Origin of the sequence: Thalassotalea sp. 1_MG-2023 (genome assembly GCF_030546745.1) — a bacterium.
In the GTDB taxonomy this organism is placed as follows: domain Bacteria; phylum Pseudomonadota; class Gammaproteobacteria; order Enterobacterales; family Alteromonadaceae; genus Thalassotalea_C.
Genome location: NZ_JAUOPD010000001.1, coordinates 202,796 through 224,102, shown reverse-complemented (window position 1 = coordinate 224,102; position 21,307 = coordinate 202,796). Strand labels below are relative to the sequence as shown.

The 21,307-nt window shown below is 40.4% G+C and carries 19 protein-coding genes; 2 read left to right on the top strand and 17 right to left on the bottom strand.

Annotated elements, in window-relative coordinates:
• Window positions 1-2: 2 nt before the first annotated feature.
• The 12 genes from Q4489_RS00935 to Q4489_RS00880 all read right to left on the bottom strand — a co-directional run bounded on the left by Q4489_RS00935 (window position 3) and on the right by Q4489_RS00880 (window position 12,084).
• Window positions 3-389 (bottom strand): RidA family protein, encoded by a 387-nt coding sequence (locus tag Q4489_RS00935; protein WP_303475876.1) that lies wholly within the window; start codon window positions 387-389, stop codon window positions 3-5.
• Window positions 386-1,849, bottom strand: a complete 1,464-nt coding sequence (locus tag Q4489_RS00930; protein WP_303475873.1) for an amidohydrolase family protein — start codon at window positions 1,847-1,849, stop codon at window positions 386-388. Before Q4489_RS00930 ends, Q4489_RS00935 begins: the two co-directional genes overlap by 4 nt.
• Window positions 1,850-1,862: 13 nt before the next feature.
• Entirely contained in the window at window positions 1,863-2,714 is an 852-nt protein-coding gene (locus Q4489_RS00925; RefSeq protein WP_303475870.1) for a MurR/RpiR family transcriptional regulator, read from the bottom strand.
• Window positions 2,715-3,956, bottom strand: a complete 1,242-nt coding sequence (locus Q4489_RS00920; RefSeq protein WP_303475868.1) for an amino acid deaminase — start codon at window positions 3,954-3,956, stop codon at window positions 2,715-2,717.
• A 109-nt stretch (window positions 3,957-4,065) separates the two neighbouring features.
• Window positions 4,066-4,986, bottom strand: coding sequence for a LysR family transcriptional regulator (locus tag Q4489_RS00915; RefSeq protein ID WP_303475866.1), 921 nt, complete (start codon window positions 4,984-4,986; stop codon window positions 4,066-4,068).
• Window positions 4,987-5,048: 62 nt separating this feature from the next.
• Window positions 5,049-5,921 carry a tryptophan 2,3-dioxygenase gene (gene kynA, locus Q4489_RS00910; RefSeq protein WP_303475864.1) on the bottom strand — a complete coding sequence of 291 codons (873 nt, stop codon included), beginning with the start codon at window positions 5,919-5,921 and terminating at the stop codon, window positions 5,049-5,051.
• 1 nt (window position 5,922) lies between these two features.
• Entirely contained in the window at window positions 5,923-7,305 is a 1,383-nt protein-coding gene (locus Q4489_RS00905; protein WP_303475862.1) for an NAD(P)/FAD-dependent oxidoreductase, read from the bottom strand.
• A complete protein-coding gene (gene kynU, locus Q4489_RS00900) occupies window positions 7,295-8,587 on the bottom strand; it encodes a kynureninase (RefSeq protein WP_303475860.1) in 1,293 nt (430 codons plus the stop codon). The genes Q4489_RS00905 and kynU overlap by 11 nt, the downstream gene beginning before the upstream one ends.
• A gap of 11 nt (window positions 8,588-8,598) precedes the next feature.
• The gene (locus Q4489_RS00895; RefSeq protein WP_303475858.1) at window positions 8,599-9,621 is read right to left on the bottom strand and encodes an amidohydrolase family protein; all 1,023 of its coding nucleotides are present in this window, start codon (window positions 9,619-9,621) and stop codon (window positions 8,599-8,601) included.
• Complete coding sequence (locus Q4489_RS00890) at window positions 9,621-10,178, bottom strand: 3-hydroxyanthranilate 3,4-dioxygenase (protein ID WP_303475856.1); 558 nt, start codon at window positions 10,176-10,178, stop codon at window positions 9,621-9,623. Before Q4489_RS00890 ends, Q4489_RS00895 begins: the two co-directional genes overlap by 1 nt.
• Window positions 10,179-10,180: 2 nt before the next feature.
• Entirely contained in the window at window positions 10,181-10,612 is a 432-nt protein-coding gene (locus Q4489_RS00885) for a RidA family protein (protein WP_303475854.1), read from the bottom strand.
• A complete protein-coding gene (locus Q4489_RS00880; RefSeq protein WP_303475852.1) occupies window positions 10,609-12,084 on the bottom strand; it encodes a 2-hydroxymuconic semialdehyde dehydrogenase in 1,476 nt (491 codons plus the stop codon). Before Q4489_RS00880 ends, Q4489_RS00885 begins: the two co-directional genes overlap by 4 nt.
• Before the next feature lie 265 nt (window positions 12,085-12,349).
• Between Q4489_RS00880 and Q4489_RS00875 the strand changes: the two genes are divergently transcribed.
• Window positions 12,350-12,700 carry an STAS domain-containing protein gene (locus Q4489_RS00875; RefSeq protein ID WP_303475849.1) on the top strand — a complete coding sequence of 117 codons (351 nt, stop codon included), beginning with the start codon at window positions 12,350-12,352 and terminating at the stop codon, window positions 12,698-12,700.
• Here the strand turns inward: Q4489_RS00875 and Q4489_RS00870 are convergent.
• From Q4489_RS00870 to Q4489_RS00855, 4 genes are all read right to left on the bottom strand, one after another.
• Window positions 12,680-13,531 (bottom strand): ROK family protein, encoded by an 852-nt coding sequence (locus Q4489_RS00870; protein ID WP_303475848.1) that lies wholly within the window; start codon window positions 13,529-13,531, stop codon window positions 12,680-12,682. The genes Q4489_RS00875 and Q4489_RS00870 overlap by 21 nt on opposite strands.
• A 69-nt stretch (window positions 13,532-13,600) precedes the next feature.
• Window positions 13,601-16,261, bottom strand: coding sequence for a family 20 glycosylhydrolase (locus Q4489_RS00865; RefSeq protein ID WP_303475846.1), 2,661 nt, complete (start codon window positions 16,259-16,261; stop codon window positions 13,601-13,603).
• 74 nt (window positions 16,262-16,335) lie between these two features.
• Complete coding sequence (locus tag Q4489_RS00860; protein WP_303475843.1) at window positions 16,336-17,604, bottom strand: MFS transporter; 1,269 nt, start codon at window positions 17,602-17,604, stop codon at window positions 16,336-16,338.
• 233 nt (window positions 17,605-17,837) lie between these two features.
• Window positions 17,838-18,914 carry an acyltransferase family protein gene (locus Q4489_RS00855; RefSeq protein WP_303475841.1) on the bottom strand — a complete coding sequence of 359 codons (1,077 nt, stop codon included), beginning with the start codon at window positions 18,912-18,914 and terminating at the stop codon, window positions 17,838-17,840.
• Window positions 18,915-19,246: 332 nt separating this feature from the next.
• On the opposite strand from Q4489_RS00855, the gene Q4489_RS00850 reads away from it, so the two are divergent.
• A complete protein-coding gene (locus tag Q4489_RS00850; protein ID WP_303475839.1) occupies window positions 19,247-20,122 on the top strand; it encodes an AraC family transcriptional regulator in 876 nt (291 codons plus the stop codon).
• Window positions 20,123-20,189: 67 nt separating this feature from the next.
• Here Q4489_RS00850 and Q4489_RS00845 read toward each other — a convergent pair whose 3' ends face one another.
• The gene (locus tag Q4489_RS00845) at window positions 20,190-21,302 is read right to left on the bottom strand and encodes a glycosyltransferase family 4 protein (RefSeq protein WP_303475837.1); all 1,113 of its coding nucleotides are present in this window, start codon (window positions 21,300-21,302) and stop codon (window positions 20,190-20,192) included.
• Window positions 21,303-21,307: the final 5 nt, after the last annotated feature.

The following is a 21,307-nucleotide window of genomic DNA, read 5'->3' as shown; positions in this document are numbered from 1 at the left end:
ATTTACGGTGCTTTATAACACGTAACGTCAACTTCAACTTTTACATCAACCACTAAGTCAGCAACCGCACAAATACGCGCTGGTGGATGTTCACCGAAGTATTCTTTAAATACTTTATTAAACGATTGAAAATAGCGTGCATCGGTTAAGATCACTTTCACATGTACCACATCTGCTAAGCCGTAACCCGCATCCGTCATAATTTTAATGCAGTTATCAATTGCCAAGCGTGACTGTTCAACAACACCACCTTCTACAACTTCACCATCGGTCATCGGTGTTTGACCAGAAACATAAAGCCAACCTCCAGCTTCTACTGCACTTGAAAACGGTAAATGTTGACCGCCTGTACCTACGCCGCCATCAGCGCCAAAACGAGTAATTGTCATGATTTATTCCTCTTGATATATGTATGTTTTAAAAATTGTCCGGTGCGAGGAGATTGCGCTACTGGGCATACTCCTTCACCTTGTTGATACGTTAATCGACCATTGACCCACAGTTTTTTGATGCCTGAAGAAACAGCAAAAGGTGCAGTAAAGTCAGCATTGTCAATAATGCTTTTTGGATCAAATAACACTAAATCAGCGTAATACCCTGATTTAATCAGTCCTCGATTGTGTAAATTGAAATTTTCCGCCGATTTTCCTGTCATTTTATGAATTGCCGTTGCTAACGGAAATAATGACTTCTCCCGGCTGTAACGCCCAAGTACGCGAGGAAATGCTCCCCACAATCTGGGATGTGGATGTGGATCACAAGGCAAGCCATCTGAACCAATCATGCTTCTGTCATATTTTAAAAATGCTTCAACATCTTGTTCGTTCATACCATGGTAAACAGCACCTGCCGGCATTAAACGTTTTGCTGCATCATGTAAGCTCACTTTCCACGTCTTCGCAATAGCCGCTAAGCTCTGACCGGCCATTGTTGGCTCTGTATCTGACCAGGTAATAAAAATTTCAAAATCATCAGTTACTTGGTTTAAGTCTAAGGTGCTAGAACTGGCGTGATACGGATAACAATCGCAGGCAATCGGCTGTTGTTGCGCGGCTTGCTCAACATGCGCAATGATCTCTTTTGATCTACCCCAATTTTGCTTACCAGCACATTTTAAATGAGAGATAACCACCGGTGATTGCACTTTTTTTCCTAAAGTAAACGCCTCATCCAACGCGTCAATAATCCCGTCGAACTCTGTGCGTAAATGCGTGGTATATAATGCATCAAAATCATGCAATACACTGGCAAGTGCTTGGGTTTCGTGCTCAGTTGACGCTTTAGCATTTTTATATGCTAACCCTGTACTTAACCCCTTTGCACCCTGTTCAAGTGCGCGGCGAAGTAATTGTTGCATTTGCGCAATTTCATCATCGGTAGCACCTCGAGATAAATCATCCATTACCTGCGCGCGTAAAGCCGTATGCCCCACCAATGCGACGACATTCACGTTAGGCGGTGCTGATGATAAGTAATCAATATATTCAGACAAACAAGCAAAGTTAAACTCACCCTGCTTGCCCAACAAATTAATAGGGTCTGGTGGTTCAACGCCAAGTTGATATGGGCTAGCACTGATGCCGCAATTTCCAACGACAACCGTAGAAACACCCTGGCTCACTTTGGCAAGCATATCAGGATTACGCACAACCTCTAGATCGTCATGGGTATGAACATCTATAAACCCTGGCGAAAGCACTAAACCTTTTGCATCAATAACATGCTTACTAAATGCCTGTGATTCACCTACAGTTGCAATTTTATCTCCACAAATAGCAACATCAACTTGCTGAGCCGGAGCTCCGCTGCCATCTATCACTTGTGCATTTTTAATGATCAAATCGTACAAATCATGCTTCCTTTTAATCGCCTAATGGTGTTCGACTTGCACAACCACGATGCTCATCAAGTTGTAATTTAATTCGGCGTAATTTTTCACGCGACTTTCGCTGATTCTTAATCGCTACTCCACTTGCTAACATGTCAATCGCTGCCAATAACACGTACCGTGATGCGCTCGGCATATAAATAAAATCCATTTCTTGCGTGGTGATCGGCAAGTGAACATCAGCCAACGCTGATAACTCCCCTTCAGGACAAATAGCAACTATTTTTCCGCCATACTCTTTCGCGATGTTTGCAGCTTCTAAAACATCAGGACTTTTACCGCTTAACGATAAACAAATCAGTAAATCATTCGCATCAATGCTTGCTGCTGTCATCCGCATTAACATGGGATCAGAATAAGCATTACTTTTGACATCTAAGCGGAATAATCGATGTTGGCATTCTTGCGCAAATATCGTACTACCACCACCTACACCAAAAATTAAACAATGGTTTGCAGCTAAAATTAATTCGGCTGCAGTGATACATTTATCTTTAGTGATTAAACCTCGATTTACCTGCAAAATATCTTGAATAGACTGATAAACTTCTGGCATATCTTGTTGTTCGATATGCTGTTCATCATGAAAACGCTCTCCCACGGCGGCAACCTGAGCTAATTGCAGCTTTAAATCACGTACATCATCACAAGCTAAGGTTTTCGCTAATCGAGTAATACTTGCGTGACTAACCCCAGCTTTTTTCGCCAATTGTTGAATGGCACAACGACTGGCAAACCTTAGATCTTTGCGGATCAAATCTGCTACTTTTTGTTCCGCCGGGCGCATGTGGTCATAACGCTGACTTATTCGGGTTAAAATATCCATTTAGAAGTAAGTCGCCACTTGTTTTGTGATCACATGTTGGTCATTACTTATGCCAATAAAGCGCCATTTATCAAACGTTAAACACGGGTGCGACGTTGAAAAACACATCATATCGCCAGGTTGTAAATCGGCATTTTCGTCAACCTTGAGCATCAAGTGTTGGTCCATTATTTTTACCGACTCCCAACTATCAGGTACTTGCTGTGGTTTGTCGTTACCAGGACGATAATACAAGGTAGGGGTAGGTAACCCTGCGTCAAATGCTGCATCCCGTTTTCCTAAACCGACAATGACTAACCCTGGTTCAGGCGTAGCATACACATACGCCCACACGTAAAGGCTAGAAATAAGATCGCCACCAATATCACATGCCAATTGGCTGCGTTGCATAATCGTTTGCTGCGCATCTTGATAGATACCGGTATCATGTATCAAGTAACAGCCGGGCCTAATAATGGCGGTAAAGTTTAACGATTGTTCCTGAGATAATGCGTTAGCGACGACATCATACCAAGCGGAACCAGCGCCAGTAATGATCACATTTTCACCGTTAAATCGGCCTTGTTGCTGTAATTGAATAAACAATTGTTTAATACGCTCAATAAAATGCACTATCTTTGCTTGTGCATCTTCACCGTGGATCACGCCTTCATAAAAGCTAATACCGGATAACTGCAACGCAGGTTGTGCTGAAATTGCATCAACCAGTGGTCTAATGTTGTCAACATCGCGCCAACCACAACGACCACCTGGCACACCTATTTCTATCAACACGTTTAACGTTGCTTTTTGCTGTTGAAAAAATTCACCTAAAAACACAACATTAGCCACAGATTCAACGAAACAATAAAACTCAACATCGGGTTCCTGTAAAATCTCAACTAATTGCTGACAGTGAAATTTACCGATTAATTGATTGGCAAGGATAAAGCGTTTAACCCCCTGTTTGTAAGCACTTACCACTTGCGGGATAGTTGCCAAGCTTATACCCCAGCATCCTTGTGACAACTGTTGCTTAAAAAGTTCTGGAGACATGGTTGTTTTACCATGCGGAGCTAACTTAACGCCTGCTTGCTCACTAAACGATTGCATCCACTGCGCATTACTCTGTAAAGATGCCTCATCAAGCACCGCTACGGGTAAGCCAACCTCTTCATTAAGAATATTCCAACCAGAGCTCTCTAACGCTGTTACATCGCCAAAGCCTTTATTTACATGCAGTTGCTGTTTGCTTGTTGTCATATTATTGCCTTTCAACAGACATCAATGTTAAAATATAACAACAATATATCAAATTAATAGTTACTAAGTAACATCAAAAGAAATAAATTTACTTATATCACTATAGTGTTTAGTTATAATGTTGAGATAAAAGAGAAAATAATTTTTCTGCCGGTGCAATAATATGATCATGTTTGCGATAAACGACATGCCAAAACACGGGTAATCCTGTTTCACCTAATCGGCATGTTGTTAAGGAAGCATCGGGCAGATACCGGATTAATTGACGTTGAGAAAATATAGACACGCCTATATTGGCTTTAACTAAAGCGAGAATAGCATCATTAAAACCGACTTGTAACACTTTAGGCGGGATAACCCCTGCCGGTTTAAAAAACAACTCATATTCACGTTCAGTTTCCGCTTCAGTTGAATTTGTTACATAGGTTTGATCGGCGAAATCTTCCGGCATTAAAAACGGCTGATCTGATTTTTGATGCTGCTTAGATAAACAAGCTACTAACTCATCTTTGGTGATCACTTTAGCGACATATTGCTCAGCATCTATCTCTAACTCAGCTTTAGCGCTAGAAATAAGAGCCACATCTACGTCGTGATTATGCAAGGCTTGAAGCGGTTTGACTGGAGATTGCGAGGTAATTTCAAGCTCTATTTGTGGGTAGCTTAACGAAAACCCCTTTAGTACATCAGGTAGCCATGAAAAATTTGCATAGTGCGGCATACTGATGCGTAGCACCTGCTCAACACCATGAGTTAAGCGAGAAATATCATGTTCAACGCGCGCTAATTCTTGTAAAATTTTCTTGGCAGAGACTAGCAAACGTTTACCCGCATTCGACATATAAATTCGACGACCACGACGGTAGAACAATTGACTATTTAAACGTTTTTCAGCCTCGCGAATACGGTTGGTTAATGCCGGCTGACTAATAAATAATGCTTGAGCCGCCTCTTTTACCGTTTCACTTTCCGCTAACTGACAAATCATTTTTAAATGACTAATCGTTAATTGGCTTTTGCTAATATCCACTGAATTTCAACATATCAACATTACTGATATATCATGCTATAACGATAAAAAAAATTTCACAATTATAAATGGGTACGTAAAGCAAACAGTTCAGGAAAAAAGCTAATATCTAATGCTTTCTTTAAAAAACTTACCCCAGACGAACCACCTGTTCCTGCTTTATGACCGATGATACGCTGCACCGTATACATATGTTTAAAACGCCACTGCTGAAAGGCGTCTTCAATATCAATCAATTTTTCAGCAAGCTCATACATCTGGAAATGTTCATCAGCATGTTGATAAACGTTTAACCATGCTTGTAGCACAGATTCATCTTGTTGATAGGGCTGGGTAAAATCTCTTTCAAGTACTTGCTTATCAATCGCTAGGCCATTTTTTGCTAATGCTCGAAGTACTTCATCATATAAGCTTGGTGCATGGAGCACAGCATTTAATGATTGATAGCTTTCCGGTTGATTTTTATGAACCGCCAATAGGTGTGAATTTTTATTACCTAATAAGAATTCAAGTTTACGGTAACCATACGACTGAAACCCAGAGGAGTGTCCTAAGGCGTCACGAAACTTCAAGTAATCAACAGGCGTCAACGTTGACAGAATGTGCCAAGATTGCGTTAGTTGGTTAAGTATCTGTTTTACACGAGAAATAACTTTAAATGCATGGCCAAAATCTGCATGTTGTATATTGGTTATTGCTGCGGTTAATTCATGGCCGGCAAGTTTTAACCATAACTCACTGGTTTGATGAATAGTAATAAAGAGCATTTCATCATGTTGGTCAGAAACGGGTTTTTGAGCTGTTAATATTTGCTCAAGGCATAAATAATCGCCATAAGACATGTCATCTTCAAAGTCGGTATGAATGCCTTCTTCCATATCGCGGTAGTTTGATTTTTCCTTATCAGAATTTGATGCTTGGTACGGACAGCTCATGTTATACCTCTTGCTTGATCAGCGGTATTCTGTCACGACTCATATCATATAAGGTCGTCATTACAGATTCGTCTTGCCAACATTGCTCAATATTCTCTATGTGCATAATTTCATCCATAATTTTGGCTTGAATGTCACCTATTTCCAGTGCTGTTTTGTAGGGAATATTTGGCGAGAATGTCACCATTGAATAAAGTGGGATCCATAAATCGGGATAGCGCTGATGAAAGCGAGCTTCTATTTTTTTACGTAACAGGAAGCGTTCATCGCCGGCAAAATCACTCATTTCGATAAAGTTACGCTTTGCTAATTCAATAATCGCGTCGCCATTTTCTTTTCTCTCTTGTTGGTAGGCCATTAATGTTTGCTGCCAATCTCCTTGAAAACTATCAAGTAATTCACACAACACACGACAATCTTCAAAACCACAATTCATCCCTTGACCATAAAATGGCACCATTGCATGTGCAGCATCACCAATAAGGGCTACTTGATCGTTTACCAACCAAGGGTAAACATGCACCAAACATAGCGGTGAAGGTGCCTTTGCAAGAAATTCTTCAATCGGATTATCTAGCAGCGGTAGCGCATCGGCAAAGTGCTGCTGGAAAAACGCGGCGACTGTTTCATGTTCCGTTAATGCAGAAAACGAATTCTCGCCTTGATGATCCATAAACAAGGTGCAAGTAAACGAACCATCAGCATTCGGTAATGCGATCAACATAAAGTCTTTACGTGGCCAGATATGTAGCGCATTTTTTTCCATCAAATGTTCGCCATTTTCACCCGCGGGAATGGTTAATTCAATGTAGCTTTGCGGCATGTATTCTAAACTATAGCTAATTCGCTGCCGTGGCAGTTCTTGCATTAATCGTCTAACTTTTGAGAAAGCACCATCAGCACCAAAAAGCAAATCGGTTTGATGTTGCTTAACGTGATTTTTCCCATCAACATATAACGCAGTGTTCGTTTCAAAGTCATGCTGGGTAAGCCGATGTGAAAAATATAATGACACGTTATTTTGCTGCTCTGCTAATGTCATTAATTGTTCATTAATCCCTGCACGAGAAACAGACCAAATGGCTTGGTTGTTGTTACCATAATGTTGTTTAGTAAGATTGCCCTCAGTATCGTGCATTACGCGACAGTACATGGGAATTGCTTGTTGGCGAATTTCCTCATCAATTCCCACTGCATTTAAGGCTTTCCAACCGCGATCGGAAAGCGCTAAATTAATTGACTTCCCTTGGTATATATTTGTTTTTCGTGAATCTGGTCGAGATTCGAATAGATCAATAGCATAACCACGCTTTGCCAACATCAACGCTAGCAATGCGCCGACAGGTCCAGCACCGTTGATCGTGATAGCTGGGTTAGCGATCATTGGTTATTTCCTCAAGCAGGGCATTTAATTTTTGCCCGAATTGATAGATATCTACAAATGAATTATACAGCGGCACGGGTGCAAGCCTAATCACATCGGGTTCTCTAAAATCAGTGATCACACCAGCATGGGTTAATTGATTAAAAAAACCTTTGTCTGTACCAATTAGTTTTACTGATAGTTGGCAACCACGTTGCTCTGGTGCTGTAGGAGTAATAATTTGCAATTCAATATTTGTAAACTTGTTAACAACATCATCAAACACGTACTGCAAAAAAGCAGTTAACTTGAGGCTTTTTTTACGTAATGCCTCAATGCCCGCTTGCTGAAAAATATCCAACGAAGATTTTAAAACAGCCATGCCCATTATCGGCACATTACTCAATTGCCAACCTTCAGCGCCGGGCATGGGCTCGAAGGTATTTTCCATTAAAAAGCGGCGTTCTTTATTATGCCCCCACCAACCTCCAAACCTTGGTATTTCGGTATCTTGTCCATGCTTATCATGCACAAAAATCCCCCCGACATTACCGGCACTGCCATTGAGATATTTATAAGTACACCACGCGGCAAAATCTACCTGCCATTCATGAAGCTTCAACGGCACATTTCCAACAGCATGCGCTAAATCAAACCCTGCTAATGCACCAACATTATGTGCCGCTGCAGTCAGTTTTTTCATATCAAATAGCTGACCGGTAAAATAATTAACCCCACCAAAAAACACTAAAGCAAGCTCATCACGATGCTCTTCAATCGCTGCTAAAATATCGCTTTCTCTGATGGTAAATTCACCCGCTCGCGGTGAAATTTCAATAATGGCTTCATCAGGTTCAAAACCGTGGTGTTTTACTTGCGTTTCCAGTAAGTAACGGTCAGATGGAAACATTTTAGCTTCACTGATAATTTTAAAGCGTTGTTTTGTTGGACGATAAAAACTAACAAACAATAAATGTAAGTTGGTTGTCAGCGAATTCATGCACACGACTTCTGATGCTTTTGCACCAACAAGCTCTGCACTTGCTGGCGTTAACATCTCATGATAACTCACCCAAGGGTTACGTCCGTGAAAGTGTCCTTCTACACCCCATGCCGCCCAATCATCAAGCTCTACTTGTAAGTAATCTTTTGCCGTTTTCGGTTGTAGCCCTAATGAATTACCGGTGAAATATAATACTTGCTTACCTTCTATGACTGGGTGAAAGAATTTATCTCGATAGCCCGCGAGCGGGTCGTCATTATCAAGTTTTTGTGCATAAGCTAAGGTATTTTCAAAGGTCATAACATTCTCAATTAACAAGTCGGCAAGGAAAAAAACTGTTGTGCATTTGTGGCGAGCATTTGTTGCTTTTCGGCATCCGTTAGATCTGGCGCTGTTTTAATTAACTCACCCATTTTTTGCTCACCTAACGGGAAAGGGTAATCAGTGCCGAACAGTAAACGATCGGTGGTCATTTTTTTAACCAATAATGCAAGCGCATCATGGTCAAACACGGCGGTATCTAAATAAAATCGGTCAAGGTAATAGCTTGGTGGATGTTCCGATTTACCACGCGCAATATCACGATATCGCCATGCATTTTCTAAACGCCCTAACAAAAAGGTAAAAGCGCCACCGCCGTGGGCAAAACACATTTTTAAATCACGGCTAATACGGTCAAAACCTCCCCCTAAGATCATCGAAACAATAGAAAGCTGTGTTTCAGCGGGCATACCAACTGTCCAACCCATCATGTAATCTTTAGTGCGACTTGCTGCCATCATGTCCCAAGGATGAACAAACACCGGTATATTTTCTGCCGCACAATGTTGAAGAAAGGTTAATACACCTTCATCATCCATGTTTTTTTCACCAACATGGTTACCGATTTGCACACCAACATGACCTGCCTTTATTGCTCGACTCGCTTCTATGCAAGCGGCATCTGCATTTTGTAATGGCACTTGAGCCATAGCGAATAGTCGCCCTTTACCTTGTTGGCAAATATCCAGTGCAGCATCGTTAAATAATTGTGCGCAGTACAACGCTTGTTCAAGGGGCTTTTCATAAGCAAATAAGATCGGCGTGGCAGAAATAATTTGCTGTGAAACACCTTGTGCATCCATTTCTGCCAATCTTATTTCAGGATCCCAACAAGCGGCATAGATGGGTCGAAATGCTTTATCACCTTTCATTAACATGGCTTTTGCAAAACCACTTTCATTTTTTTCATTCGGTAAGTGCTGTAACCAAGGCCAATCGTTACCACCAAACTTTTCTTGAAGGCTAGGCCATTCTTTTGGGAAAAAATGTGAATGTATATCGACTACTTGCATTAGTTTCGCTCCTCTAGTGTAACCCAACCTTTCGGCGGTTCTTTGCCAGGGTGTACCGCTTGACAGCGGGGGCAGGTTCTCGCTTGAGTATCTTGATAAAAAGCCTGATACACTGGAGGAAGGTCGTCAACAATTGACGTTAACAGCACTTCGGTTCGATGCACTAATGCGCCGCAATCAAAACAATACCATTCAAACGCATCTTTCACGCCGTTTGGTCGTTTAGGCTCTATCACTAAACCAATACTGCCAGCCATTGGGCGCTGCGGGGAATGTCGTACGTGTTTTGGCAAGAAAAAAACGTCTCCTTCACGAATAAAAACGTCTTTACACTTGCCCTCTTCAATCACTTTTAGCACCATATCGCCTTTCAGTTGATAGAAAAACTCTTCAACAGGATCATCATGAAAATCAGTTCGTTGATTAGGCCCTCCTACTACTGTGACCATCATGTCGGTATTCTGCCAAACTTGAACATTCCCCACGGGTGGTTGTAAAAGGTCTTTGTGATCTTCAATCCATTGCATGAAGTTAAACGCCGCTAACTTTGCTTTCATAGCTATTTCTCGCTCTTTGCTAATGGCTTATATGCGATTGCTTTACACTCTATTAATAGATGAGGATGCGGAAGTTGATGCACGGCAACGGTTGTTCTTGTCGGCCCATCAATGTCGAAAAATTCGCTGTAGGTTTCGTTATACCCTTTAAAGTCATTCATATTGACCAAAAACGTACTGATCTCGACCAAATCTGATAGCTCTGCATCAACGGATTGTAAAATATCACGAATGTTTTCAATCACCGCTGTTGTTTGAGCACGAATATCTAAGGTCGTTGCACCGAACTCATCCACTTCCACGCCAGCAAAGCTGTTATCTGGCCGTCTTGAGCTCGTACCTGAAATGTAGATAAAATCACCTGCACGTTTTACATGTGGAAATTTTCCTCGCGGTACGGCTTTTTCTGCTAGTACTTTACTTTCCATCGTCATTTTTCGCTCTTATCAATGTTGATACAAATATTGGTAGCTTCGCTATAAAATGCCATAGAATGCGCGCCCCCTTCTCGACCGATGCCAGATAATTTAACGCCACCAAAAGGTGTGCGAAGATCACGTAAAAACCAAGTGTTGACCCACACAAGACCAACATCCATTTTCGGAGCTACTCGATGCGCTCTTGATAAGTTTTCAGTCCAAATAGCAGCGGCAAGACCATAAATTGTGTTATTGGCTCGACTTATTACCTCTTGTTCACTATCAAACATTGCAACGTGACATATCGGGCCAAAAATTTCCTCTTGATTGATCGGATCCTGATCCGACAACCCCGTGATAATAGTTGGCTCAATGAAACAACCATTATCACGTTCATCACCAAAGTTAGGCACACCTCCCCCGGTAAGAACCTTTGCCCCTGATTTTTTTGCTTGTTGGTAGTAGGACAATACTTTTTGTTGATGTTGTTTTGAAATTAATGGCCCGATAAGCACCTTTGGCTCTTTCGGATAACCTATTTTTATTGCTTTGGCTGCTTTTACTAAGCGCTCGACAAAATCTTGATATATTTCACGGTGTACATAGACGCGCTCAGTACATAGGCATACCTGACCACAATTAGTAAAAGAAGAGCGAGCTACGCCGGCAACGGCTTTATCAATATCTGCATCTTGAAAAACGATAGCAGCATTTTTACCCCCAAGCTCAAAGGAAATCGGTTTAACTCCTGAGGCTACCTTTTTCATGATATGTTGCCCTGTAGAGGACGACCCCGTAAATGTGATCGCGTCTACTTTACTGTGCTCGGTAAGTAGGTCACCAACTTTGTTACCGCGCCCTAGAATCAGATTGAACACTCCATTAGGAATACCTACTTCATCCATAACTTGGGCTAATAAAAAGGCTGTCGATGATGTTTCTTCGGAAGGCTTTAAAATCACGCAGTTACCACACGCTAATGCTGGCGCTATTTTCCAGGTTGCCAACAGTAAAGGTAGATTCCAAGGTGAAATAATCGCAACGACGCCTAGTGGTTTATTAATTGAATAATTAAGCGCTTGTTCACCACTAAGCGTATCAGTGACAAAGGTTTCCCCGGTATGAAATTTTGCCAAATCTGCGAAAGTGCGAAAGTTTGCCGCAGCACGGGGAATATCGATGGTTTCAACTTGATGCAAAGATTTACCTGTGTCGGCAATTTCAGCGTCGATAAATTCAGATAACCTTGCTTCAATACGATCAGCGACTTTGTGTAGTAACAAGCTTCGCTGCTGAACACTCATTTGCCCCCAGTCGCCTTTAAGCGCCTGTTTTGCAGCATGAACAGCGGAATCAATTTGCTGAGGACTTGCCTCAGCAATATCCGCAATTTTTTCACCGTTTATCGGACTAATATTATCAAAGTAAGATTCACTTGGTTGAAACTTCCCATCAATATAGCAATGTAGTGCATTTAGCATATTCATCAGATTGTCGCGTGCGTCATCAACTGACTGTATCGCCAACTAAAAGATAAATATATTTAGTTATTTTTAGCTAAAAGATAAATTTTATTGATATAAAAAGAGTAAAACCTTGGTTAAACGTCAATAAATTTTCAAAAAAATTTGCTGAATACTTACTTTATATGGATGAGAAATATTTGTGGTCGGATGAGTTTATACGTATAATTCTGTCTCGTTTTTCTAGGTCATTCACTGTCAACACGGACGTTCGTTACAAGGTTTTTTAATGAACGCAGCACCCAAAGTTAGTTACCAAAACTTCATTGTTTTATTAGAAGTAAATAAAACCTTTACCTACGCTCACCATCAAACTGTTTGCGCGCTGAAAAGATTATGTCGCCAACAGACTACTCACATCGATATTGATTTTAAAAACACACTTTATATCGATTCAGCTGGTTTAGGCATGTTGTTGATCTTGAAAAACTTCTGTCGTAAAAATCAAATAATATTACGTATTTTTAACGCAACACGCGGTAATACAGCTGACATGTTAACGATGATTGGTTTATTACCATCCATTGAAAATATGATGCCTAGTCGGGTAGACCCTGCATTAACAACTGCCTATATATAGCGCTGCAGCGCCAAGTAATGCGGCATTTTTAAGTTCACTTTTTACGATGTTTAAGTTAGTTCGTACTTTTTTATAAGGAAAACTATCTAATGACTGCCAAAGCGAATCAATATACAAATCAAACGATTTGGCGACAGAACCACCAACAACAATCACTTTTGGGTCAACCGTAAACATTAAGTAGCTGATGCCTTTTGCTAAATGCTGAGCAAATTCATGGAAAATAGCTTGTGCTGCAACATCACCCGCGCGTGCTCTTTCTGCCAATTCGGCACCATTAACATGATGCATTTTTGTAAAAAAAGAACCTGAACAATAATCATCAAGTGTGCCATTTAAATACGGAATGCCGCCGAGCTCACCCGCGCAACAGTTATGGCCAGCATACAATTGATCGTTTAAATAAAACCCTGTACCAAAACCAGTACCTAAACAAATTCCAACAACATTTTTCTCAAAACGGGCAACATCACCAAAATTTGCTTCTCCTGCAACAAAACAATTTACATCATTATTAATGTATACGGGTAAATCGAAATGTTCACTCAACTCATCTTTTAGCGGATACTTTTGCCATGCAGGAATGTTAACCGCATCGAAAACGATGCCATGCTCAACATCAACAATACACGGTACACCGATACAGATAGCAGTCGTATCTGTTGCGATCATTGCAGCAATGCCATCAATTAAAAACTGACGTATCTGTGCTGAACTACCATGCGCACAAAAAGGCACTTCTTGATTATGCTCAATAATACCATTGCGAAATCGACCAAAATTTACTTTAGTACCACCGATATCTAAAGTAACAAGTGAGGTGGGATGCATTGAAAAACCTATATACAGATGGAAAGATGCCGAGCGCTCGCAGTCGCTCGGCAAGTGACTTGTTAATATTTACTGAACGCTAAAACTTCTACCAGCACGGTCACCAGCAGCATTTCTTGCTCGAACGTCAACTTTACCAGAAACAGCTACAGGTGCTGTGTAAGCCTGCCATTCGCCGCCCTTTACGCGGTACTCAAGTGGTAGCCCCGGCAATGAACTATTGATATGTAATTGGCCATCAATTACTTTTGCGCCAACGGTTGGCACGCGGTAAAACACACCTAGCTTATCAAGTTTAATAAGTTCTTTCTGCGCAATAGCATTACCAAACGTTTGCCACTTTTTGTTACGCTGTGCTTTTAATTCATCAGTAAGCACACCGGTATCTTGATTGTATTTAGCACCGTTATAGTTATACGATACTGACCAGTCAGCTTCATGCCATGCGCGCTCTGCTAACGACAATAAACGCGGATAAAGCATATATTCGGCTTGCTCTTCACTGCGAATCGTTTCACTCCATATTTGCCCCTGAACACCCGCAACGGTAAAGCCTTGTGGTAGTGGTTGATGAACCACTTTACCCGCTTCATCTTTTTGTATTGTGTCATCAATTTCAAACGGTTTACCTAGCGTTGTTAAACGAAACTCTGCATTAATAGGTAAATTATCAGGAATAAAATTAAATACGTTACGGCTATCTATACGGCGTGAAGCCCAATTATAGCCACGTTCTTTAGGATCTACTTCATATGGGAAGTCAAAGTAGAAAACATCAGGTACTGATAACACAACGTTCCAACCGCGGTGCGCTTGTTCACTGACCATTTTATGTGCGCCACCGGGTAAAGAGCCCCAAATATACGAATAAACATCTTTTGGCATGTTTTCAGCGTGAGTTTCGCCTAAACCATCACTCCAACCACCAACAGAAATACCTTTACTGACAATCATGTTAGAAACACGTTCTATAAAATGCGCGCCTAAATGTTTAATATCAGAGACATCATTACTTGTATCAGCGACTAATGCCTTACATGCTGGTGATTCAATCCAGGCACCTGCCGTTTCATCAGCACCGATGTGATACATATTTAGTGGGTGTTTTGCTTGTTTATGAAGTGCTATTAAGTCTTCTAAAACTTGATCAACAAACGCATATGACGATTCTAAACAAACGTTAATGGTATTATCGTTATAGTTTTGAATAGAGCGGTATTCTGTTTTATCTTCAAAATCTGACAATAAATATTTTGTCGCTTCAACTTCGTTTTCTTCTGCCATAAAGCGATGATATCTTGATTCCATCGCTTTCACTGCAACTCTAGAGTGTCCCGGCATGTCTAACGAGGGGATCACTTGTACATGGTGACGACTCGCGTAGTTAAGAATTTCAAGGTAATCTTGTACACTGTAATAACCATCACGTTCGCTAGCATCACCACCACCTAATTGCGGTTGCATACAGTGTTTGTCAGACAAGTCTAAACAACGCTTAGCTCCTATTTCTGTCAGTTCAGGAAAGCTGGGTAACTCAATACGCCAGCCTTCATCTTCGGCTAAATGCATGTGCAATTTATTTAATTTATATGCGCCCATTTGTTCAATTAAACGAAAGATCATCGCTTTATCATGAAAGTTACGTGCTACATCCATATGCTGACCACGATATGCATATTTAGGCGCATCGTTTATTGTGACATAAGGTAAAGCAAGTGTATCAACATCCACTAAGCTTGCGAGCGTTTGTACTCCATAAAATGCCCCTGCTAAATCAGCGGCGGCAACGTTAATACCTTCATCTGAAGTTGTTAATTCATAGCTTTCAGCGGTGTGTAACGCCTTGTCAATTTTGATATTAACCGCAGTGCCATTTTCTGATTGCTCAACACCTAGTTTAGCTAATCGCTCGAATGCCGCGCTGACATCTGAAGCCTCTAAACCAAGGTAGCTCACTTTTAAACCTTGTGAGACATCAAGCTGTTTATCAGCATCAGTTACTGTCAGTTCACGAGGTGTAGGGATAACAGTAGTCGCCAACTGGCTATCATCTACCTCAATATCAGCATTGTGCTCATATAACCATTCAGCATTGGCATATTGGTTAATGTCTTCAGGCGTTGATTTAATTTGTTTCGGAATATCCGTGTAAGGTTCGATCCAAGGGGTAAGTTCTAACTTTGTTTCTGGGTTAATTGTAGTTCTTGTACTATCAATGACGGCGGGAGTTAAACTATTCCCCGCGATCCAATAATTTGGCATTAATTGCGAATGTGTAACCGCAGTTGCTGCCATATACACTTGAATAGATTGTGTTTCGCCCGCTTTAAAACCAGAAAACTTCTCTGTTGGTGAAATTTGATGTATATCACCGTTATAAAATTCTATGTCTAGCGTATCTGATTTTCCGGCATAAATTGGATAAACCTGTGAATAATAAATATGCCAATCCTTCACCGCTATATCTTCTGGTGAAGTAAACTTAATATGGGCGCTGAAACAATGCTTGATTTCTTTACCATCACGATCAGGGCAGTCAGTCTCGATGTTACTTAATACTTGATATTTTACATCAAGCGTAGTGGCTAGCGTATCTAACGACGCTTGATCTATGCTTGTCAGTGTTGGTGATACCAAGCCCTCGGCTGAATTGACGTTTTTTTCCTGGCTACACCCAGCAATACTAAGTGCCATTGCACTGCATGCCAGGAATACTCGTGATAATTTCATGTTTAGATTACCTTATTGTTTAGCTGCCCAACATGAGCAGCCATTTAAAAAACTTCTCTTTTTACTTATTCATATTACGTAGCCGTTGAATCAGCAGTTGGCTTGTTAAACAACTTAATGGTTTTATTTACCACCAGAGGTTTAGCCCAAAAGCCAATAGCAAAAATATACGCTAAGGTGATATACACCACGACCATACCAATACGTAAGTCATCAGTTAAATCAGCTATTACACCTATCAACGGTGATGCTAAGCCGCCACCGACAATGCCAGTACATAATATGCCCGCAAACGATCCGTGGTGCTCTGCCACTGAGTTTAGCGCCAATGAGAATATCACTGACCACATTACCGATAAGAAAAAACCCACTAACGGAAAGGCAATAACTGATACCTCTGCGCTACCAAATAACGCAAATGACAGCGCTATCATTGCACCTCCAGAAAAAAGCTTCAAGACTAAACGGCTATCTAATAATTTAACAAGCACTAAACCTAACAGACAGCCAATGGTCAACATCAACCAAAATTCACTCACGGTTTCTGCCCCAACGGTTACTGGATTTAACCCGTGGTAGCGTTCTAAGAAAATTGAAATAGCGTTAGCAACACCCTGCTCTGTTCCTACGTATGCAGCAATACCGATAAAAAATAATATCACTGATTTGTTTTTCAACAATTGCTTATAAATACCGATCGCACCAACAGCTTCGTCTTCTTTTAATTCAACTTTTGGCAATTTAATGAGCGCAATTAAGATCAGCATTGCGACAGATACAGCCGCAAAAATCCAATACATTGAAAGCCAGCTCATATTCGCAGGAACATTACTATTGAAAAAACCAATAATGCCAGACGTTTCACCTGTTGCCATTGACTGTACAACATTGCTATACACAATTGGGCTTAATGTTGCAGCGCCACCAAAAAGCAATTGGGCTAACACCGAATAAAACGCAAAATGTTCTTGGCCGCCAGATACCCGTAACAATGGATTAATCGCAACTTGTAACATTGCCATGCCAGTACCCACTAAAAATAACGACCCCATCGCCATGAAAAAGCTAGGGTTTAACGCAAAAAGAAAAGACCCTGTTGCCGCCATTACAAAGGCAGCTAACATGACAAATTTTTCACCGTATTTATCCACTAAAATGCCTGAAGGAATCGACATAACGCCATAAGCCGCAAAGAAAGAAAACGGTAAAAAGCCCGCCACGGCAAGACTAATATCAAAGTCTTGAACCAATGATGGGAATAACGGCCCTAAAATATTTGTGATAAAAGAGATAGCAAAAAAAGTAATCAGTACTAACGCTACCCCTGTGTAGTTTGTTTTCATAAAAGTGTCCTTTTGTTGTAATTAATATTCCGTGTGTAAACTGTTGATTGCCTTAACCATGTAAAAACCGTAATGAATACAGCTAAGCTTTTATGCATCTAGTTTTACGGCATTACTGACTTGTTCACCAGTAGAAAAGTTTTCATGCTTACCGACATTTTAGCTGTAAATACTCACACGCTATAAACATTGGCTTTCAAAGCGGCTTAACATAGCCTTGAAAGCTATATTTTCTAGATTTTGATAAAAATTTTGCGTTCATATAGCCATTTTGAACACCACCAAAAAAATACAACATGTAAAAAGGCGAATAAAAATGAGGCAAATTTTGCCGGAAAAATAGCGGATAAACTGTTAAACATAAAGTGATGAACATTACCCTCGCCAACAGGGAAAAAAACATAGCTCGCGACCCAAACCCATGAAAGCACATAAATAAACAGCGGATTCGTACCATATACTAATAAGGGCTTCATCGGCTTTTCTAATTTTTTGATATCAATCAGGTAGACAAAAATTGCCAAGGTTAAACAGGCATATCCTGCGGTATAAATAACATATGAACTTGTCCATAATGCTTTATTAATCGGAATAATAAAGTCCAAGGCTAAACCGGCAAGAACGCCAATCGCCCCTAATTGGATAAGTTTAATCATTGACTCTCGCTTATCTGTTACTTGACTGATAATACGGGTGACCTCAAAACCAAATAATGCACTAACAATAGCCGGTATCGTGCTAACAAGCCCTTCAGGATCAAACGGTACACCAAAACCGCCATAAATATGATTAGCCCCTAATAAAGCAACATCAACTTGACGCACCAAGTTAGTTTCTAACGCATATGCACCCTCGCCAACCGTCATCAATAAAAAATGATACCCAATCAAAATAACCACAGAAGTAACAAGAACACCACGCTGTTTAAACAACAAGACAATAAACGCTGCAAAGATGTAGGCAATACCAATTCGTTGTAATACCCCCATCACTCGCCATGTGTCTGGATCTGCAGTGAATGGGTAAATATTTAATAAAAAACCAATTAAGAAAATTAAAAATCCGCGCTTTATCACTTTAAAAGCTAGAGGTGCATCTAATTGAAAATTTTGCTTTTTAAAAGCAAAAAACATAGCTGAACCAACAATAAACATAAAAAACGGGAAGACAAGATCAGTGGGGGTTAAACCATGCCACTTTGCATGTAATAACGGCGCATATACATGCGACCAAGACCCTGGTGTATTCACCAGAATCATCAAAGCAATGGTGAGCCCACGAAAGGCATCAAGAGCGATATAACGTTGCACTACTTTCTCCAAATTTAACAGTTAAGTACTTGTGACCTACGAGGTGAGATATACACATACTCTGGAAGCCACCTTACAATCCTTGCCTCATCCAGTGTTAACCATTAAATCCGTTTTGAACATGCATGCTTTCAACCATAATATAAATGGCCGAAAAACCTGTTCACAGCAAATTATTTTTTAACGATATTTAATACATTCAGTGTATGAAGGTAAAACGATCAATAAAAATGTTGTTAAAGACTAGTGTGCTGGGTATTAAAGCGCTATTGATATACTTTTCTATCACTTAATGATATTTTTCTATTATCACTTACAACAGGTTTACGATAATGAAGCTTGTTTTCGAAAAAATTATTCCTTCTGAAAACTCCTCATGGCGCTATTGGTTATACGAGCAGGAACATATTGGTTTTCATTGGCATTATCACCCCGAATACGAAATCGCCCTAACACTAAATAGCAAAGGCCAACGCTATGTAGGTGATAACATAGATGATTACGATGAATTCGACATGGCATTTATAGGTCCTCATTTGCCCCATACTTGGTGTTCTTCTGCTGCAGTGAAAGGAAAAAAACAGCAAGTCTATGTTGCGCAACTCCCTATTAGCTGGCTAGAAGGTCTGGTATTTGGGATGCCTGATCTAGAAAAACTCAAAGCGCTGTTATTGCTGTCAAAAAGAGGGGTAACTTTTGGTAAACAGGCCGTTATTGATGCCGCTAAGATATTTTCATCTATGCACAATGCTGACGCCAGTACTCGACTAATCGGCTTACTTAACATATTAGACATTATGGCGAATGATCCAGATAAACAGCCTTTATCAAGCAGCGGCTATAGTGTGGATATCACTTCTGACCCTTCAACCGATAAATTGGATAAAGTTATTCGCTATATTCATGAGCACTACACAGAGTCTATTCGAGCTGAACACCTTGCTGAATTAGTGCATATGAGCACGAACCACTTTCACCGTTTCTTTAAACACCGAACAGAGCAAACATTCACTGAGTTTGTTAACCAATTACGCATTAGTAAAGCATGTTCGTTACTGATCAATAGTCAAAAACCAATTTACACCATTAGTGATATATGTGGCTTTAACAACATTTCCAATTTCAACCGTCGTTTTTTGCAGTTTAAGGCAATGAAGCCAAGTGAATTCCGTAGTATTTATGCAGGAAAAAATAGGGCGTTTGCTTAACTTACTGTTTCTATACAAATCATACAATGACTTATAATTAATCACTTTTTATGTTTTAATTGATATCCTATGATTTAAACATAATGTTTATTATTGCTGTATTAACACTACGAACATCAAAGTATTTTTCGGCAAATTCACGACTCGCTTTACCCATTTGAAGCCATTCATTGGGGTTTTCAACAAACCACAACATAGCTTCCGCTAATTGTTGAACATTCTTGGCAGGAACAATCACACCATTTTTATTGTCAATGACAGTATCTTTACAGCCACAAACATTGGTTGTCAAAATGGGACGTCCAGTTGCCATGGCTTCTAAAACGGTCCTAGGTAATCCTTCATGATATGAGGGCAGAACATAAACATGACAGTTTTGTAGATAAGGCTTAACATCCTTTTGTTCACCTAAATACGATATCAAGCCATCATCCTGCCACTGTGCTAGCTCACTAGGTGATATGCCATCGGGTGAAGGATCAAACGGCCCCAAAAGCTGAATGCAAACATCAGCGTAACATTGTTTTACGTATTTCGCCGCTGCCACATATTCTCTGATACCTTTGTCCCCGAGTAACCTCGCGATTAATAGAAACGTCGTTTTTCCTTGTGGTAACGGATGAAAGTCAAAGACGTCTAAATCAATACCAGAGCCGTAGACTCGATGCGTTAGCGATTGAGGCACTATTCCTTGGTCGATAAAAAGCTGACGATTATCTTCATTTTGGAAAATAACACCTGCACTTTTTTGCAAACTGAACTTATATAGTGTTTTAACAAGCCTGTTGATAATTGAACGAACAAGGTTACTTTTTTCAAAAGCAAAGCCTAAGCCAGTAATCATGGCATAAAACGAATTTATCTTGTTTAAACGAGCAGCGATACCACCCCATATAACTGGCTTAATGGTATACGCCAATATTTTATCTGGACGCATCTTACTGATGGCTTTCGTAAGTTGCCAACAGGTTTTAATATCAGAAAAAGGGTTTAATCCGTTTCTCGATATGTCAAATGGAATGAAGTTAACCCCCATTTGATTCAAGTTACTTTTGATTGATTGCGGAGCATCGGCAGTCATAATAGTAACTTGATGACCACTGTTTAAAAACGATTGAATTAAAGGGCCACGAAAAGACAATATTGATTTTGGATAAGCACCAATGATTAGAATATGCAAAGCAA

Bases quoted from the DNA above. Each gene is read 5' to 3' on its own strand.
- Q4489_RS00935 (WP_303475876.1), bottom strand. From the start codon at position 389: ATGACAATTACTCGTTTTGGCGCTGATGGCGGCGTAGGTACAGGCGGT.
- Q4489_RS00925 (WP_303475870.1), bottom strand. From the start codon at position 2,714: ATGGATATTTTAACCCGAATAAGTCAGCGTTATGACCACATGCGCCCG.
- Q4489_RS00920 (WP_303475868.1), bottom strand. From the start codon at position 3,956: ATGACAACAAGCAAACAGCAACTGCATGTAAATAAAGGCTTTGGCGAT.
- kynA (WP_303475864.1), bottom strand. From the start codon at position 5,921: ATGAGCTGTCCGTACCAAGCATCAAATTCTGATAAGGAAAAATCAAAC.
- Q4489_RS00905 (WP_303475862.1), bottom strand. From the start codon at position 7,305: ATGATCGCTAACCCAGCTATCACGATCAACGGTGCTGGACCTGTCGGC.
- kynU (WP_303475860.1), bottom strand. From the start codon at position 8,587: ATGACCTTTGAAAATACCTTAGCTTATGCACAAAAACTTGATAATGAC.
- Q4489_RS00895 (WP_303475858.1), bottom strand. From the start codon at position 9,621: ATGCAAGTAGTCGATATACATTCACATTTTTTCCCAAAAGAATGGCCT.
- Q4489_RS00890 (WP_303475856.1), bottom strand. From the start codon at position 10,178: ATGAAAGCAAAGTTAGCGGCGTTTAACTTCATGCAATGGATTGAAGAT.
- Q4489_RS00885 (WP_303475854.1), bottom strand. From the start codon at position 10,612: ATGACGATGGAAAGTAAAGTACTAGCAGAAAAAGCCGTACCGCGAGGA.
- Q4489_RS00880 (WP_303475852.1), bottom strand. From the start codon at position 12,084: ATGAATATGCTAAATGCACTACATTGCTATATTGATGGGAAGTTTCAA.
- Q4489_RS00875 (WP_303475849.1), top strand. From the start codon at position 12,350: ATGAACGCAGCACCCAAAGTTAGTTACCAAAACTTCATTGTTTTATTA.
- Q4489_RS00870 (WP_303475848.1), bottom strand. From the start codon at position 13,531: ATGCATCCCACCTCACTTGTTACTTTAGATATCGGTGGTACTAAAGTA.
- Q4489_RS00865 (WP_303475846.1), bottom strand. From the start codon at position 16,261: ATGAAATTATCACGAGTATTCCTGGCATGCAGTGCAATGGCACTTAGT.
- Q4489_RS00860 (WP_303475843.1), bottom strand. From the start codon at position 17,604: ATGAAAACAAACTACACAGGGGTAGCGTTAGTACTGATTACTTTTTTT.
- Q4489_RS00850 (WP_303475839.1), top strand. From the start codon at position 19,247: ATGAAGCTTGTTTTCGAAAAAATTATTCCTTCTGAAAACTCCTCATGG.